Below are 18055 nucleotides of genomic sequence, written 5' to 3'. Positions count from 1 at the left end.
TGGGTTAATATATTCCGAAATTGCGTCGATATATTCCAAATTCTGGTATATATCCGCTATTCTACCTTCAAACTTTCTTCTTCAAGCTTTTCCATTTCAGCTTTCATCCATTGCGGATTCAATTTTTCACCGATAAATACCAAGGTTGGCTTATAATTCATAAGCTCTTTTAAGTAAATTGGCGTTCCATATGAGTATTGGAACAAATAAGTGTTATTTGAATGGGTAAACTTTAAATAACCCTTAATCCGGTAAATCGTATCAGGCATTTTTCTAAGCCATTCCTCGAATAAGTCGAGGTCAAGTGGATTTGAAAACGTATGTACAAATGTTTTTAGCTTCAAATCAAGCTGGACATGGGCACGTTCGTGTGATTTGCGCTCGGTCTTTTTCATTGTACGAAGATCATTAAGGTTCACGGCAGCATGCTTCGTTAGGAGACATCTTGCCTCACTGTTAATGGACTGAATTTCAAAGAGGACTTTTCCTTGTTCCATCTCAGACAACTGGTCGACTTTATTTAGTAACAAGACATCAGCATGGCGGACTTGTTCGCGTAAGAGCATTTGTAGCTGTGCACTTAATAAGTCTCTTTCCTTCCAACGATTCACATCAAGAAGGGTCACAATCGATTGAACAAATAATTGGTCCGCAAATAGCGGGGACATACATGCATCCAACACCTCAATTGGGTGAGCAACCCCCGTTGTTTCAATATAGATGGCATCAAGATCTTGCTCCTTTAATAGACCTTGAAGATGAACCTCAAGCTGGCCTTGAATCGTACAGCAAACACAGCCATTTAATAACTCTTTAAGAGGCGTATTCTCAGAAACCGCATTTGAATCAATCGAAACCTGACCTAACTCATTCATTACAACAGCTACTTTTCGACCTAAGTCTTTTTCCTGAGTTAGAATATTTTGTAATAAAGTGGTTTTGCCACTACCTAAAAAGCCAGACAGAATAAAAACCTCAACTTTTTCCATAAAAACTCCTCATTCTTTCATATGATTACTCCTATTATAACGGAAAATGGTGGACAGGGAAGAGAAGTGAATAATCAAAAAGGTTTGACAGATTATTCAGGTGCACATATACTAAAATTAACAAAATTCGAAAGGAATGGGTAAGGGGCAATGTACAATTAATCTTATTTTCGTACCGATTTTTCAATATCGAAAAATTTGTATCTAGAGAATAGGATTCGTATGCCCATTTCCATGTCCGATTGTACATTAAACAAATGTGCATTTCTTTATGTTGGGAAAAATGTGTCCTCTCTAGATACCGTCTAGGGAGGTTTTTTTATGACGATTTTAAAATTGAGTGGGATCCACAAAAGCTACGGTGATAAAGTTATTCTAAATAATCTTGAATTTGACGTTCAAAGTGGAGATAGAATTGGGATTGTTGGGGACAATGGAGCTGGGAAAACCACATTAGCAAACATCTTAACGGGAAAACTGGCGATGGATAGAGGAAATATCGAGATGCCGTCCGGACCAATTTCAATAGGCTATGTAAAACAGGCCGCTGAAAATGCGCTTCAAGACCTTGAAGAAGCAATCATTTCAGGAAGCATTTTAGAGCAAACAAGTCAGCTTGGGTTAACGAAAGTCCAAACTTGGGACCAAGAAAGAGGAGAACACTTAAGTGGTGGCGAGAAAACAAAGCTATCGTTAGCGAGTGTTTGGACATCAAAATCAGATCTTTTATTGCTTGATGAACCGACGAACCATCTTGATTTTAAAGGGGTAGAGTGGCTAATTGAGGAAATGAAAGCTTTTCAGGGTGCAATCATTGTTATCTCGCATGACCGTTATTTTCTTGACAAAACAGTTACTCATATTGTTGAGATTGAGGACGGCGATTCGTATATTTATCAAGGAAACTATACGAATTTTTATGAGGAAAAGGAAAGACAATATCTAAGCCAGCTTCACCTCTACGACATTCAACAAAAGCACAAAGAAAAAATTGAAAATCAAATGAGCAATTTGCAAAATTGGTCAGATAAAGCACATCGCCAATCAACAAAACAAGAGGGCTTTAAGGAATTCTACCGAGTGAAGGCAAAGAAAATGGATAAACAAATTAAGTCAAAAATGAAGCGCCTTGAAAAAGAGCTCGAAAAAAATAAAGTCGAAAAGCCAAAGGAAAAAGAGGAACTTCAATTTCATTTTAAACAGAACAAAAAGCGGGGGAAACGAATTGTTGAAGTGAAAGATGGAGGGGTGAGATTTGGCGAGAGGATTTTGTTTCAGAAAAGCCATTTTTATGTAAAGTTTGGAGAACGGATTGGCATTCTTGGTGAAAATGGCTGTGGGAAGACCACCTTGCTTCGAGTAATGATGGGAGAAGCAGAGCTTTCAACGGGGGAGCTTTGGAAAAGTGATTCCTTGAAAATCGGTTATCTGTCTCAGGATGTAACTGATTTGGATGAATCGAAGACTATTATTGAATATGTTGGACTCACTGTAAAAGACGAGATCAGTGAAGCAAGAACCATTTTTGCAAACATTGGGTTTAATGCTGATAAAATCAATCAGCCGATTTTGTCTTTAAGCCATGGTGAACGAACAAGGGTGAAGCTTGTTAAATTGTTGCTGGATGAAGTAGACATATTAATTTTAGATGAACCTACCAACCATCTTGATCTTGCGAGTCGCCAGTCTCTTGAAAAAATGCTGCAATCCTTTGAAGGGACGATTCTTATCGTTTCTCATGATCATTATTTCCTTGAAAAAATGTGTGACAAACTGCTTGTGTTTGAAAATGGTGTCATAAAAAGGGTTGAAATGGGGCTAGAGGAGTATCAGCGAAGAGATCAGACAGAACCGGTAGCTGTACAAAACAAGGAAGAAGAAATACTTCTTATCGAAAATGAAATTAATGCGACAATCGGACAATTGTCATTGTTAACAAAGGGAGACCATAAGTATGAGGAGCTAGACAAAAAACTACTAGTATTAATGAAAAAGAAAAGAGAATTATGAAGTAAAAAAAAGTTCAGTGCTTAAAAACACTGAACTTTTTCAAGTTTATTAGGTGACGGGGTTATTAGAATGAAAAAAGCACCACCAGGAGCTAATAATCCTGATGGTGCCTTACTAATTAAAATGCCCAGTTCCCGTTGCGGAAAACAGGTTCTTTAGTGCCATCGGCAGTAATGCCGTCGATATCCATATCGCCTGAGCCGACCATGAAATCGACATGCGTGATACTTGAGTTTGCACCTTTTTGCACAAGCTCCTCACGAGACATCGTTTTACCACCTTCAATACAAAAGGCATATGCATTTCCAATTGCGAAGTGATTGGATGCATTTTCATCAAATAGCGTGTTATAGAAAAGAATTTTTGATTGGGAAATAGGTGAGCTATGTGGAACAAGTGCAACCTCTCCTAAATAGTGGCTGCCTTCATCAGTTTCCACAAGACGTTTTAATGTATCTTCACCTGTTTCTGCCTTCACATCAATGATGCGTCCATTTTCAAAGGTTAATGTAAATTGGTCGATTAAGCTTCCTCCGTAATTTAGAGGCTTTGTACTGCTAACATATCCACTTACACCGTCTTTTTTAGGAACTGTAAATACCTCCTCAGTTGGCATATTGGCAACGAACTCAATGTTTTGTTCATTCTCACCACCGCCGCCAATCCATACATGGTCTTCAGGTAGTTCGACCACTAAGTCAGTTCCAGGTGCTTTATAATGTAATTTTTTATATCTTTTCTTGTTTAAGTATTCAACCTTAGCATGCAAAGTCGCATTGTGTTCCTTCCATGCATGAACAGGGTCTTCAACATCAACACGAGCTGCTTGGAAAATGGCATCCCATAATTTTTCCACTTGCTCCTCTGAAGCTAAGTCTGGGAATACTTTTTCTGCCCAACTCTCTGAAGGGACAGCAATGACAGACCAGCTGACTTTATCAGCCTGAGAATAATTTCGGAACTTTTCCAACGCTTGACCTGCCGTTTTATTCGCATGAGCAATTCGCTCAGGGTTGACGCCTTTTAATAAATCCGGATTGGACGAAATGATGGATAAAAAGGCTGCTCCGTTCTCCGCAAGGTCTTCCATTCCTTTTGCCTTCCACATTGGATAATCGAGAAACGCTTCATCGGGTGCGAGGTCAAAACGTGTGCGAATAATTTCATCATCATTCCACTCGATTAATACATTTCTTGCTCCAGCCTCATAGGCTTTTTTCACCACTTTTCTTACATATTCCGCAGCTGAAATAGGTGCATGAATAAGAAGGTTCTGTCCTTTTTGAACATTAACCCCAACGCGTACAGCTAAATCAGCATATTTTTCAAGCGTTTGTTCGAACTTAGACATATGTATTCTCCTTTGTAGGGTGCTGAAAATCTAGCACGAAAGTAAGTATTGCTCCTTTAGTTTACCAGAAACGAATTTGGTAACGAAATATAATTTTCACAAAATTAGGCGAATGTATATTGACATGAAAGTTGATGTCCTATAATGTATTGAGTGTACTACATGATATAATACACCTAAAACACGAATGGCATAGATTAACTGAAAGGGGTGTTTTGTTTGTATTTTCATTTAGATGAACGTAGTAATACACCAATTTGGGAACAAATTGTAAACCAAGTTAAGGAACTCATATTAAAAGGAGCCCTTCAGCCTGATGAAAAATTATTAAGTGTTCGTGAGCTTTCCTCGACCTTGCTTGTTAACCCAAACACTGTCAGCAAGGCATATCAAGAGCTTGAACGACAGGGAATTATCGAAACGCGAAGGGGAAAGGGTACATTTGTTTCCGAACAGATTCCAAAGAAGGTGGATGATGAAAAAGTGGAGGAAATCAAACAATCATTAAAGCTTTTACTCGTAGAGGCTTCTTATCTAGGGATAAATAAAGAAACATTTGTTGAGTGGATCGAAAAGTATGTCGAGGAGTTAGGGGGGAAGGACAGCAATGCTTAACGTCTATAATCTTTCAAAAAGCATTGAAGGAGAAAGAGTCTTACAAAATATTTCTTTTTCAATTGGAGCAGGGTCTATTGTTGGATTGGTTGGACGAAATGGAGTCGGAAAAACAACGCTGCTAAGAAGCCTTGTTGGAATTTTAGATGCAGATCAGGGGGAGGTTGTGTTTCAAGGGAAAAATATCGTGACAAACCCTGAGGTCAAAGGGGATATGGTATTTGTTCCTGATTCAATTGCAACATTTAATGGCTACAGTATTAAAGAGCTCGTAACTTTATATGAAGCGATTTACGTGAATTTTGATAAAAAGTATTTTTATCAGCTTTTACAGCGTTTCAACCTTCCAGAAAAGCGAAAAATCCGGACCTTTTCACGTGGGATGAAGGCATTATTGTTAATGATTTTGGCTATCTCAACAAAGGCAAAACTGATTATATTGGATGAGCCAACCAATGGGCTAGATGTGATAATAAAAAGACAAATTCTCCAGTTTCTATTAGAGGAAGTAGCGGAATCAAGAGTTTCTCTACTTATTTCAAGTCATCAATTAGATGAGCTAGAGAAAATCGCAGATACAATCATTATGTTGAAGGACGGGGAAGTCGAGTCCATCGTTACAATGGAGGATGCTAAACTGCACTATAAAAAAGTACAGGTAGTCTTTAAGGGAAATGGCATTCCTGAAGAGATTAGTAAGCTTTCAAATATAGAAGTTATTAGTCAAATTGGACGTGTAAATACACTTTTAATAAAAGGAAATACAGATGAAACAGTAGACCGATTAAGAGAAAATCATCCTATTCTTTTAGAGGAATTGCCTATGTCACTTGAAGACATGTTTGTGTCAGCATTAGGAGGGGATGAAATTGTTTAATAAAGCACTATGGCTAAGGAATTACAAGCAGTCGAAGTTTGTGGTGTGGGGACTTTGGTTGGTGTGTCTTTACTTCGCTTACAAATTTTTCGGGTTTATCGATATTCAGGAACGCTCCATGCGACTTCACATGGAGGAATCGGGGTCCTTAGAAAACTATTCCTTTCATTTCCATGACTTTATGGATGTCGGGGTATTTCAAATGATTGTGGTTGTGTTACTAGCTTCCATTCTAATTGGTTTAGAACGTACAAACCAAAGTTTGGATTTTACATTGTCACTACCATATAAGAGACAAGAAATCTTTTTTAATAAATGGTTGTTTGGGATCGCACATATCATTGCTGCATTAGGTGTTAGCGTACTAATTTCAGTATTTATATTAGTAAATTCTGCGATCCACGACTATTTACCTTTATCAGCATTAGGAATCTATTTCATCATCGCCCTTTTCTCACTCGTGGGAATCTATTCTTTTAGTCTATTCATTGGTTTTATTGGGGCGAGTATTGTTTCGCAATTTGCGTTTAGTATTATTTTTCTATTTCTGCCCTACGGCTTATATAATCTGGTCATACAGGCATATAGATTTCATTATTATGCGGTTACGGGAACACCTTTTTATCAACTATATAAAGTATACAATGTTGGTTTGATTTTTGATTTTCTATCATTTCCTATCATGCTAATTGAGGTTGATAATTTCATCAATGATGTCTTTGTTTGGAAGCAATCTACTCCAACCTTTGGACTTCTTTTCCTTATTGTTCCAACTATTGTAACAGGGTTATCACTTTTCTTTATGAACCTTTTGGCTTCTAGAATAAAAAGTGAAAACAACGGTAAAATTTTGGCATATGAGAAGCTGCTTCCATACCTGAAAGTTGGCGTGATCATCTGTTTCTACCTATTTGGTGGAATGGTATTTGGCTCGGCTCTAAATCTTCTATCCTACCACCTAGGGGGACTTGGATTTAGCATAGTTGCCTATATCATCCTAACCAAACTAGCAGGATTGAGAATGCAAAATGGAACAAAATGAGGGTACCAGAGGGACGGTTCTCTTGGTTCCTGTGGGTGTTCTACAAAATGTTTTTCGATTTAACACATCTTGGGACCACAAGAACCGTCCCCTGGTTCCTAAAATGAAACCTTTCCCACTCCTGCATCGTATAAAAAGTATGTAAAGGGGTGGTTGTTATGTCTGAAAGACCTATTTTGAAGTTGCCGAAAACATTTTCTGAAAAAATATTAGTGTCGCTCTCGGTTTTATTTTTACTTGGTATATATGTATATATCATCATAAACTGGAGCGAGATTCCAGATCGAGTTCCGACCCATTTTAACTTCGCAGGGGAGCCCGATAGCTGGGGTGGAAAATGGAGTGTTCTTATCCTCCCCATAATCGCAACCTTTTTATTTAAAACTATGCTTATCATAGGTATGTTTCCACATATTCATAATTACCCTGTCGAGGTGACGCCAGAAAACGCGGAAGGTCTATATAGAAACTCGCGAAAAATGCTCATTACAATGAATTTTTTTCTTACTTTCTTTTTGGCGATTGGCGCTTTGGAAATGGTCACTGTCGCCCAAGGTAAAGAGGGGTTAGGCATGTGGTACATGATTGGAATGCTCGTGTCTATTTTTGGAACAATGGGTTATTATATGTACAAGATGATCAAATTACGCAAAAAATGAACGGAACCAGAGGGACGGTTCTCCTGGTTCCTTAATAGGGACCACCAGAACCGTCCCCATGGTTCCTTTATGAAAGTAGGAAGTAACAATGTTAATAGAAATTATTGTCCAAAATGCAAATGATGCAAAACTAGCAGAGGAATATGGCGCAAATCGCTTAGAACTTGTAACCGCGATGACAGAAGGAGGACTAACACCTTCCTATGGCATCATCCAAGATGTTGTCCAAGCGGTCTCTATCCCCGTTCATGTCATGGTCCGCCCTCATGGCTACTCATTTACGTACTCAGAAGACGACAAACGGGTTATTTTAGAGGATATAAAAATTTGTAAGGAACTTGGGGCAGCAGGAATTGTGTTTGGATCTTTAGCTGAAAATGGAGAAATAGATGAAGCTTTTCTCGAAAAGGTTATTGAGGCGGCGGGGGGAATGAAGATTACCTTCCACCGTGCGATTGATGAAGCGAAGGATATTATCGAAGCCTATAAAACCCTTCAAAAATACAGTGATTCAATTCAAACAGTGTTAACCTCTGGAGGAGCACAAAAGGCATTAGATGGTGTAGAAAATCTCAAGGCGATGCTGGCTCTATCTAGAGAAAAGTCATCACCGGTGATTATGCCGGGTTCAGGTCTTTCTCATAATAACATCGTGGAGCTTCACCAAGAACTTCACGCAACCGATTATCATTTCGGTTCGGCTGTGAGGATAAATGGGAAGTTTAGTGAACCAATTAATGGGAATACAATTAAAAAGATAAGAGATTTATTCGGCTAATACAAAAAGGATGTCTGAACGTAGATTCGGGCATCCTTTAATTTTGGAATTTTGGTTAAAATCGATAGGATGGCTGCTAACGTCGATAGAATCGAATTATCGTCGATAGAAATGAAATAACGTCGATAGAATCAAAATAAAATCGATAGAACAAAAATAACGCCGATAGAAATCAAATCGTCACGACTATTACCCCAAAATGTAACCAAATGATGGTCAAACCAATGTATGTTTTCCTAAAAACTACAAATTTTAAAAAGTAAGACTCGTCATAAAGGGGAGCAATACAATGAAAAAAAAGGTTGCCATCATCGGTGGGACTGGACTAATAGGTTCCATCCTTGAAGAAGGACTAAACAATAAATACGAAATCATTATTCTTGATAAAAAGGTAGATAATTACCCAAATCACATCCAGGTCGATGCAACAAATTTTGAAGATCTTGTGAGTAAAATTCCAGCTGATTGTGATGCGCTAATTAACCTACTTAATGTAAGCACCAAAAATGATTTTAAAGATCTTACACAATTTCATAAAAAGACTGAAATTCATTTCCTTTCATCTTTCTACATTTTAAGGGCTGCGATTGAGCGCGGCATTCCTAAGGTGGTTTATGCTAGCAGTAACCATGTGACGGATTTTTATGAGAAAGATGGAATTTCAGCACTCGGCCGTGAGATCACTATTGATGATTATCCATACTCAAGGACCTTATATGGCACTTTAAAATTGGCATCAGAAAATATCGGACATATTTTAGCATATGAAGAGGAAAACAATCTATCTGTAATTAATTTGCGAATTGGCAGTGTCAGACGAAATGAAGTGAAGGATTTACAAACGATACCTCGGATCAATAAAACATTATTAAGTCATAACGATGTGATCCAGTTATTTGATTTAGCTATCCAATCAACCATCAAGTTTGGTACATATTATGGGGTATCAGATAACAAAGATAAACCGTGGTCAACGGATAACGCAACGCGCGAGCTTGGATTTGTCTCAAAGATGAATTCAGAGGACGTCCTGGAGCGAGCCGATACCGAAATGGATAGCTTTATCCCATACAACGAAGATTTTGAAAATCCAAATTGGCTAAACTAAAATTCGTGAATCCTCAAAAGGGCATGAATTTTTTTCGGAAAATTCCTTTTTTGTCCATTTGATATAATGGTAGAATAGCCCTAAAGGGGTTGTGACTATTTGAAAAAGAGGAAAATGATGCTACTTTTAATTGGAATTTTACTCATCATAGGTATTGCCTATTTCGGAATCATCCATTATAAAATTTCTCATTATGTGGATGCAGTACCGCCCAAAAATGCGGATTATTTAGTTGTTCTCGGTGCAAAGGTGAACAGTGAAATCCCATCACTCGCGTTGCAATATAGAATTGATGCAGCTGCAGAGTATGCGAAGGAGAATGAGAATACGATTTTAATTGCTTCAGGCGGACAGGGACCAGGGGAGGATATCACAGAAGCTGAAGCAATAAGACGAGAACTAGTGAAAAAAGGGATTTCTGAATCAAGAATCTTCCTTGAAGACCGATCAACAAGTACATATGAAAACATTCAATTCTCAAAAGAATTTATCCCTCAAGATGCAAAGCTTGGGATTATTGTGACAAATGATTATCATCTGTACCGTTCGATTCAAATTGCGAGAGACGCCGGTTTAAAGGTGGAAGGTCTACCAGCAAAAACCCCACAAATTACATTGCTAAAAGCATATAGTCGCGAGTATTTGTCGGTTACGAAATATTATCTAGAAAAGTATATAACAAAATAAAAAACAAGCATCTAATGACGAGAGATAGGTCTCGTCATTTTTTTTATACAATAAAATTCCGTCTAACGCTTAAATAAATATTAATAAAAATCCATAAACTACCCAATAAAGCCTTACGATAAAAGGAGGAACTTCTTTGGGAAGATGCATATTATTGATCGTCCTTTTACTGTCTTTCAATCATATTCCTGCAATTGCAAAAGAACGCTTTGAGTATGAAAAAACGGGGAAAGTTACGTGGGAAGTGAAGACAGATGAGAAAATGGTAGCTATCACATTTGATGATGGTCCAAATCCAGTCTACACTCCTGATATTTTAGATGTTTTAGCAAAGCACAAAGCAAAAGCAACTTTTTTCGTTGTTGGAAAACATGCAAATACATACCCTGAAATTATTCGTCGTGAAGTTTTAGATGGTCATGAAATTGCCAATCACACCTTTAATCATTCAAGTATCATGAGAGATTCCCAAAAACTTGAGAATGAAATCGTAAAAACTACTGACGTTCTTAAGGAAATAACAGGGTATAGCCCAACTCTTTTTCGGCCAGTTGGTGGGAATTATAATGATATTATTATTAACACGGCTGTCGAAAATGGATATCATGTTGTTTTATGGTCGTGGCATCAAGATACGGAAGATTGGAAAAATCCAGGGGTTAACACGATAACAAAGCGGGTAATTTCGGGGATAAAACCAGGAAATATTGTCCTCTTGCATGATTCAGGTGGAAATCGAACTCAAACCATTCAAGCATTAGATCATATACTTACAAAACTGGAAAAGGATGGATATGAATTTGTAACTGTTTCAGAAATGCTATTTAGGACTCATACTACTCAAAATAATTAACATGTATTTCAACAAGAATCGTCCCGTACACAAAGACGATTCTTGTTTTTAATCTTATTCTCCAACCGCTTCAAGCAATAAATCAACAATATGGACAGCCCGCATTTTATCGGATAATCCTTCCCGTTCAATGCCAAGCTTCATCTGCAGTAAGCAGCCTGGATTCGCAGTGACAATTGTTTTTGCCTGGGTGTCTTTAACGTTTTTCATTTTTGAATCTAATATTTTCATCGACATTTCAGACTCGACGATGTTATAAATACCAGCTGAACCACAGCAGCTATCCGCATTTTCCATTTCCAAATAGGTTGCCCCGTTAATGGCTTGAAGTAGCTTTCTTGGCTCTGAAGCTGTCTTCATCACATTTCGTAAATGGCAGGAGTCCTGATAGGTAATCACCTGGGCCGAAAGGGAAAGCTCCTTTTTATGAAACTCTAATTCTACTAAAACAGAGGTAATATCCTTAAGCTTTTTTGAAAATGCTTTCGCTCGTTCTGCCCACTGAGGTTCATCTTTTAGAAGATGGCCATAATCAATTAAAAAGGCACCACAGCCACCTGCATTTGTTATGATATAATCTGCCTCAATTTCTTCAAACACCATAATATTTTGTTTCGCAAGGTCTTTGGCTTTCTTTTTTTCACCACTATGCCCATGCAGTGCACCGCAACAGACTTGCGTTTTTGGAATGACAATCTCACAACCGGCTAATTGAAGCAGCTTTATTGTGGCATCATTTGTTTTCATGAACATCGTATCCATCAAACAACCTGAGAAAAAAGAAACCTTTTTCTTTTTAACACCAATGGGCCCAAGATGGTATGGTCGATCTTTTAGTTCCTTTAAGGTAGGAACCTCTGGTAGAACACGTTCCATCGTCGACAAGCTATCAGGTAAAAACTTCAATAGCCCACTTTTTTGAACGACTTTTTGCATGCCTGAACGCTGATAGACACCAAGCATGCCTGTAAGAGTGCGCATGCGGTTTTGATGAGGGAAGAGACCCTCAAAAACTGTTTTCCTCACAGCTTTGACCGGTAATGAATGCTTTTTATTTTGATTGACAATATCCCTTGCTTCCTCTAAAAGATGACCGTAATTTACACCAGAAGGACAAACCGGTTCACAGGCACGACAGCCTAAGCACATGTTTAACGATTTTTCGAAGTCCTCATCGGGTTCAATGAGACCATCCACAACTGCCTTCATTAATGCGATTCTTCCGCGAGGGGAGTGGGATTCTTGATAGCCAGATTCGATATAGGTTGGGCAGGTTGGAAGGCAGAACCCGCAGCGCATGCAATTTAAAAGCTCATTCTGATCCATCCGTGATTGGAATTCTTCTTTGATTTTTTGTTGTTCGTGCATCGTTGTCATTTTGAAACCACCACACGTTTTCTAGAATCCTTCGCGAACATTTTACCTGGATTCATAATATTATTTGGATCAAGCCCTGTTTTAATGGCTTGCATCGCAGCAATTCCCGCAGCACCTAGTTTCATTTCAAGATACGGTGCTTTCATCACTCCTACCCCGTGCTCGCCTGTGATTGTTCCACCAAGTTCAATCGCTTTTTCAAAAATTTCTTCAAATGCTTTTTCGACGCGTTCAATTTCATCATGATTTCGGACATCTGTAAGGCAGGTCGGATGGAGGTTACCATCACCTGCGTGCCCAAATGTACAAATGTTTAGGTCGTATTTTTTTGCGATTTCTTCAATCGCTTTTACCATATTGGCAATTTCGGAACGTGGAACAGTCGCATCCTCTAAAATGGTTGTTGGTTTTAACCGTGCAAGAGCAGATAGTGCTGCACGTCTTGCTGTCCTGAGTGCTTCTGCTTCTTCTTCAGATTCAGCAGATTTCACGGAAACTGCGTTTTCTTCCTTACAAATCTCTATGATTTTCTCAATATCCCGTTTTACAATTTCTGCTGGACCATCCTGTTCAATCAGAAGTATTGCTTTCGCATCAGTTGGAAGGCCAATTTGTGCGAAAGCCTCAACTGCTTCAAGTGTAGGCTGATCTAGGAATTCAAGCGTAATCGGGATGATTTTACTGGCGATAATCTTTGAAACGGTTTTGGCAGCGGCCTCCAAGTCCTGATAAAGGGCAAGGATCGTTTCCTTCGTTTCAGGCATTGGTATGAGCTTAAGAATAGCCTCTGTAATGATGCCAAGTGTACCCTCTGAGCCGACGTAAAGACGCGTCATGTCATATCCAGCCACATCCTTCGCAAGCTTACCACCGGTTTTAATGGTTTCACCATTTGCAAGTACAATCTCAAGTCCCATCACATAATCACGTGTTACACCATATTTAAGGCCTCGTAATCCGCCTGAATTTTCATTGATGTTGCCACCGATTGTGGATATTTTCATCGAACCAGGGTCAGGTGGATAAAATAAACCCTTTGCCTCTACGGCATTTATTATTTCCTGAGTAATCACTCCAGGTTGGACTGTGATTGTTAAATTTTCCTCATCGATTTCTAAAATCTTGTTTAAATGTTTAAATAGAAGGACAATTCCACCCTCGGTAGGGCAAGTACCTGCACAAAGATTTGTACCAGATCCACGGGGAACAATCGGAATTTTATATTCATTACAAACCTTGACGATTTCAGCGATTTCCTCTTTGTTTCGAGGGGAAATCACTCCATCTGGCATGGACTGGAATTGTGGGGTAGCATCATAGGAGTATACAAGTCTTCCTGTATTTGAATCATCATAGTTTTCCGGACCGACAATTTTTATAAATTGTTGTTTTGCTTCTGAATTAATCATGGATACGCCTCCAAATAATCTTCTTATAATAAGCATAAAAAAAAGCGGTCAATTCCGCTATGTAGAAATCCACAAAAATTTATGTGTTTATTCGATTACTTTTATAGATTTATCCAATAATAGAATGCCGAGATATAGGGTTGTTAAATCTACAAAGTTTCTTGGATGGAGGCCGGTTTTCTCTTCAATTTTATTAAAACGGTATGAAAGAGTATTAACATGAATATGAAGTGCTTCCGCGGTTTCTTTGGTGGACTGGTTTTGTTTAATATATTCAAGAAGGGTTTTCAACAAATCGTGATCATCCAAGAGACTAGCGATGGTGCGCTTAACAAATTCCACTTGTACTTTTCCACTTGTTTCATGAATGAGCATCTCCAATTTTAAATCGTCGTCGAATTGGATTGAGTTAGTCCGTTTGGCAACCTTTAGAGCACGATCGGCTTCTTCAAATGACCATTTTAGCGCAAAACCAGAAACTTCGCTACCAATACCAAACGAAATCTGAATAGAATAGATACCTTCTAATTCTTGTTTTAGTTTTCGAAGAACTTTTTGAATTTGTTCTTTTGAACGATCAGTTAAAAGGAGGAGGAAACGTTCATTTCCCCATCTGACAAAAATTTCATTCGCATTTAACAATGAGTTTTGCTTTAGGCGATTTGAAATTTCTCGAAGTGGGATTTCGTTCTCACTCTTAATGGCTCCAATTACAACCAGACGATCCATTTCTGTATCGATACCTAGATGCTCTGATCGTTTAAGAAATTCTTCCGATTCTTCCTTAAGTTGAAGCCAATCAAAAACAAAGGTTTCAAGTGCACGAGACTCCAATTCAATTTGTTCAGCGTAATAGCTCTCCTGGATTAAAAGCTCAGTCATTTTTTTCAAAAGTTCTCCATATGCAGATACCTTTTCAGGATTTCCGGTAATACCAATTACACCAACGACCTTTTCCTTAAACAAAATAGGTAAATTGATGCCTGCCTTTACCCCTTTTAAGCGATTTTCCATGTCCTTTGTAATGATCATTTTCTTTTGGTCCTGACTTGCAAGTAGTGCCCCTTCATGAAAGTCTCCAATTCGCCCTGTGTCAGTACTTGCAATAATTATTCCCGAAACATCAACAATAATAATATCCTCATCAATTAATCTTCGTACTTCTTTAATAATTTTTTTAGCAAGTGATGGTATTAACATAGTAAAACCTCCGTACTCAGCAATAATATCAATTCTATCATTTCTAAAAAATTGTTGTAATTGTATTTTTTAAGCGAAAGTAGTTTTTCTGTTTTATAATAGGTAGTAGAGAATGTGGACATAGTGTAAATAGACACTTTGGAAGGGAAGAAAAAATAGATGTTTCAAGATATATCAGTTGATGAATTAAGGGAATTGCAGAAGGAAAAACCACTTGCAATCGTTGATGTGCGTTCTCCTTCTGAATTTGCCGAATCCCATATACCTGGAAGTGTCAATATTCCAATTTTTACCGATGAAGAACGAGCGGAAATTGGCACGGTTTATAAGCAAGTCAGTCCTGATGCAGCGAAGGAAAAAGGGCTCGAAATTGTATCTGCCAAGCTTCCAAACTTTATCAAAGAGTTTGCGAATCTTCCTGAGGAGGAAAAGGTTGTTTATTGCTGGCGCGGCGGAATGCGCAGTAAAACATCTGCAACCCTCATTGATTTAATGGGAATCAATGCTAAAAGACTGATCGGTGGAATCCGCGGATATCGGACTTGGGTCGTTGAGAAATTAGAAGAAGCTGCGCGAGAATTTAAACCTATGGCCCTGGTGATAAATGGATATACAGGTTCGGGAAAAACAAAAATCTTAACCGAGCTTCAAGAAAAGGGATATCCCGTTCTCGATTTAGAGGGCATGGCAAATCATCGTGGTTCGGTGTTTGGAATGATTGGGAAAAAGCCGCATAATCAAAAGGTGTTTGATCTGATGTTTATTGAGCGGATACTTAAAATAAAGGATTCTCCTTATGTTTTGCTAGAGGCGGAAAGCAAACGAGTTGGTAGAGCAACTATACCAGATTTTTTACTGAAAATAAAAGAACAGGGATATCATATTTTCGTTGACCTGCCGATGGAGGAACGGGTTTTAAACATTTTAGAGGATTATCGTCCATGGGAATTTCAGAAAGAATGTATGTCTGCCTTCCAACGAATTAAAAAAAGAATTCATACTCCAATTGCAGCTCAGATTGAAAAAGATCTTGAAACTGGTGACTACAATTCTGCTGTGAAATTACTTTTGGAATATTACTATGACCCAAGGTATCATTATACAGCGGAACAAATATCAAAAAATCGAAGCACTGTTTTACATGTGAAAAACGTCGAAGAAGCTACTCAACAAATTGAAGAATTAATTTCGGAAAAGATTGCAAAGACCCCAACAAATTGATAATAAAGTAGCGAAGACCTAGTGTCCTTGGCACTAGGTCTTTTGGTAATTTTTTAGCATATCACTAGACTTAAGAACCATCTATTATTTCTCCTGTAAAAGGCGGTCATATACCTGTCAGCTTTCGTCGAATCCTATATCGTAATACAAAATTAGGGGGAACTAAAAAATGACAAAAAGTAAGTTCAAGAAGTCTATCATTAGCGGCACAGTAGCATCAGCACTTATACTTTCATTAGCAACACCTGCTGCATTTGCTAAAGAAGACGGAACACAAGAAACAGTTGTCGAAGAAATTCCGGTTAACTACGGAACAGCTGAAGATGTCGACGCTAAGCAAGAAGTAGTCGAAGACAATGTAAGTGAAGAATCTACTGAGGAAGTAATCGAAAGCGAAGAGGGTTCCGAGGAAGTAGTTGAAGGTGAAGAAGTAGTAGAGGAAGAACCTTCTGAAGAAGTCGTATCAAAAGAAAACGAAGAAGTTGCTCAAGAAGAGGCAACTGAAGAGGAAGTTCAAGCTGAAGAAGCACCTTCTTTAGTACCTGGTGACTTCTTTTATTTTGTAAAGATTATGATAGAAAAAGTACGTCTTGCAGTAACTGCTGATGATTACAAAGAAGCTAAACTACTAGCTGATTTCGCAGCAGAGCGTATCGCGGAAGCAAATGCTTTGTTAGCTGAAGGTAAAAATGAAAAAGCTGGAGAACTCCTTCAAAAAGCAATTGAAACACAAGAAGCTGCAACTGACAATTTAACTGATTCTGAAGAGGTTGCAAGCAAAGAAACAGAAGCTACTGAAGAGAAGGCTGATGAAGTAGTAGCTGAAGCTGAAGTAACAGCAGAAGAGGTTGTTGCTGAGTCAACAGAAGGTACGGAAGTAGAAGTTAAGCTGGCTAATAACATTGATGCATTAGCTGCAGCTTATGAAAAGGTGAAAAATCCAACAGCTAAAAAAGCATTAATGAAAAATATTCAAAAATCTTTTGCAAAATTAGATAAAAAGCTTACAAAACTTGAGGAGAAAGCAGCAAAATTTGCAGCTAAGCAAAAAGAAAAAACTAACAGGGAAATAACTGAAGAACCAATTGTAGAGCAAGAAGTGGTAGTTGAAGAAGTAGCATCCGAACCAGTAGTCGAAGAAACAGATACAACTGAAACAGAGGCAAAACCAGTAGTAGCTGCTGCTCCTGTTCCTATAGTAGAAAAGAAACAAGAAAAAATAAATGAAAAGCGTGAAGCAGCTCAGCAAAAGGCTCAAGAGAAACAGCAAAAAGCAGAAGAGAAAAAGGCTGAGAAACAACAAAAAGCTAAAGAACAAAAGCAAAATCAACAAAATCAAAATGCCGGTAAAAACAACGGCAATGGCCAAGGAAACAATGGAAATGGTAACGGCAACGGTAAAAACTAAAATTTAAAGTGACGGAAGATTTATTCAAAGGATGGAATCAAGTGGATTTCATCCTTTTTTTCGTTTTGTTAGGTTGAGCCTTTTCCTCATAAAATAGCTTGAATTTTTTAATGTGGTAAGATTAAAGTAGTAACTACCTGAGGAGGACGAATAAATGACTAGCGTAAAAAGTAAGGGTGCCGACAAATTTACATTTGAAAATGATAGGGCTCTATGTTTGACACAGGTAATCAAGAGAACAGAAAATAATATAACCAAGAAGATGGTTGTACGTGATAAAAAAATCGGAATTGATTTTTCCGTTATCATTCCTTTAAAACTGAAAAATAATGGTGAGATTCATTACTATCCTTCAAAGGAATTTACGGTTAGAGGAAAAAATGTAGGCAAGAAAAATACCATGGCTAAATATTATGATTCTCTAGGTGAGTGGGAGTCTTTTAAGAGTGAATTTTTTGAAAAATATAGTTT

The 18055-nt window shown here is 38.0% G+C and carries 17 protein-coding genes; 12 read left to right on the top strand and 5 right to left on the bottom strand.

The annotated features are described in order from the left end of the window. Window positions 1-56 precede the first annotated feature (56 nt). Window positions 57-989, bottom strand: coding sequence for a CobW family GTP-binding protein (locus tag V7097_RS18745; protein ID WP_335705169.1), 933 nt, complete (start codon window positions 987-989; stop codon window positions 57-59). Window positions 990-1310: 321 nt separating this feature from the next. On the opposite strand from V7097_RS18745, the gene abc-f reads away from it, so the two are divergent. Next, entirely contained in the window at window positions 1311-2999 is a 1689-nt protein-coding gene (gene abc-f / locus V7097_RS18740; protein ID WP_335705168.1) for a ribosomal protection-like ABC-F family protein, read from the top strand. 118 nt (window positions 3000-3117) lie between these two features. Here the strand turns inward: abc-f and V7097_RS18735 are convergent, their stop codons facing one another. After that, complete coding sequence (locus tag V7097_RS18735) at window positions 3118-4350, bottom strand: aminopeptidase (RefSeq protein WP_335705167.1); 1233 nt, start codon at window positions 4348-4350, stop codon at window positions 3118-3120. A 219-nt stretch (window positions 4351-4569) separates the two neighbouring features. Between V7097_RS18735 and V7097_RS18730 the strand changes: the two genes are divergently transcribed. From V7097_RS18730 to V7097_RS18695, 8 genes are all read left to right on the top strand, one after another. Then, window positions 4570-4965, top strand: a complete 396-nt coding sequence (locus tag V7097_RS18730; protein ID WP_335705166.1) for a GntR family transcriptional regulator — start codon at window positions 4570-4572, stop codon at window positions 4963-4965. Then, window positions 4958-5842, top strand: a complete 885-nt coding sequence (locus tag V7097_RS18725; protein ID WP_335705165.1) for an ABC transporter ATP-binding protein — start codon at window positions 4958-4960, stop codon at window positions 5840-5842. Before V7097_RS18730 ends, V7097_RS18725 begins: the two co-directional genes overlap by 8 nt. Further along, entirely contained in the window at window positions 5835-6884 is a 1050-nt protein-coding gene (locus V7097_RS18720) for a hypothetical protein (protein ID WP_335705164.1), read from the top strand. The genes V7097_RS18725 and V7097_RS18720 overlap by 8 nt, the downstream gene beginning before the upstream one ends. Window positions 6885-7042: 158 nt before the next feature. Next, window positions 7043-7543, top strand: a complete 501-nt coding sequence (locus V7097_RS18715) for a DUF1648 domain-containing protein (protein ID WP_335705163.1) — start codon at window positions 7043-7045, stop codon at window positions 7541-7543. Between the two features lie 88 nt (window positions 7544-7631). Then, the gene (locus V7097_RS18710) at window positions 7632-8321 is read left to right on the top strand and encodes a copper homeostasis protein CutC (RefSeq protein ID WP_335705162.1); all 690 of its coding nucleotides are present in this window, start codon (window positions 7632-7634) and stop codon (window positions 8319-8321) included. A 289-nt stretch (window positions 8322-8610) separates the two neighbouring features. Beyond that, window positions 8611-9429 (top strand): NAD-dependent epimerase/dehydratase family protein, encoded by an 819-nt coding sequence (locus V7097_RS18705; RefSeq protein ID WP_335705161.1) that lies wholly within the window; start codon window positions 8611-8613, stop codon window positions 9427-9429. A gap of 99 nt (window positions 9430-9528) precedes the next feature. Next, window positions 9529-10116, top strand: coding sequence for a YdcF family protein (locus V7097_RS18700; protein ID WP_335705160.1), 588 nt, complete (start codon window positions 9529-9531; stop codon window positions 10114-10116). A gap of 136 nt (window positions 10117-10252) precedes the next feature. Beyond that, entirely contained in the window at window positions 10253-10969 is a 717-nt protein-coding gene (locus V7097_RS18695; RefSeq protein WP_335705159.1) for a polysaccharide deacetylase family protein, read from the top strand. Between the two features lie 54 nt (window positions 10970-11023). Here the strand turns inward: V7097_RS18695 and V7097_RS18690 are convergent, their stop codons facing one another. The 3 genes from V7097_RS18690 to V7097_RS18680 form a co-directional block, all read right to left on the bottom strand. Then, complete coding sequence (locus V7097_RS18690) at window positions 11024-12346, bottom strand: (Fe-S)-binding protein (protein ID WP_335705158.1); 1323 nt, start codon at window positions 12344-12346, stop codon at window positions 11024-11026. Continuing rightward, on the bottom strand, window positions 12343-13755 hold the full coding sequence (gene glcD, locus V7097_RS18685; protein ID WP_335705157.1) for a glycolate oxidase subunit GlcD: 1413 nt from the start codon (window positions 13753-13755) through the stop codon (window positions 12343-12345). The genes V7097_RS18690 and glcD overlap by 4 nt, the downstream gene beginning before the upstream one ends. A gap of 87 nt (window positions 13756-13842) precedes the next feature. Continuing rightward, window positions 13843-14955 carry a CdaR family transcriptional regulator gene (locus V7097_RS18680; RefSeq protein ID WP_335705156.1) on the bottom strand — a complete coding sequence of 371 codons (1113 nt, stop codon included), beginning with the start codon at window positions 14953-14955 and terminating at the stop codon, window positions 13843-13845. A gap of 159 nt (window positions 14956-15114) precedes the next feature. Here V7097_RS18680 and mnmH point away from each other — a divergent pair, with 159 nt between their 5' ends. From mnmH to V7097_RS18665, 3 genes are all read left to right on the top strand, one after another. Next, entirely contained in the window at window positions 15115-16176 is a 1062-nt protein-coding gene (gene mnmH / locus V7097_RS18675; protein ID WP_335705155.1) for a tRNA 2-selenouridine(34) synthase MnmH, read from the top strand. A gap of 169 nt (window positions 16177-16345) precedes the next feature. After that, window positions 16346-17584 carry a DUF5667 domain-containing protein gene (locus V7097_RS18670; protein ID WP_335705154.1) on the top strand — a complete coding sequence of 413 codons (1239 nt, stop codon included), beginning with the start codon at window positions 16346-16348 and terminating at the stop codon, window positions 17582-17584. 154 nt (window positions 17585-17738) lie between these two features. Then, a partial coding sequence (locus tag V7097_RS18665; protein ID WP_335705153.1) for a hypothetical protein occupies window positions 17739-18055 on the top strand: 317 nt, incomplete at its 3' end.

This window comes from Bacillus sp. JJ1562 (assembly GCF_036962705.1).
Classification (GTDB): Bacteria; Bacillota; Bacilli; order Bacillales; family Bacillaceae_L; genus Ferdinandcohnia.
This window is presented reverse-complemented; position numbering and strand designations above follow the sequence as displayed.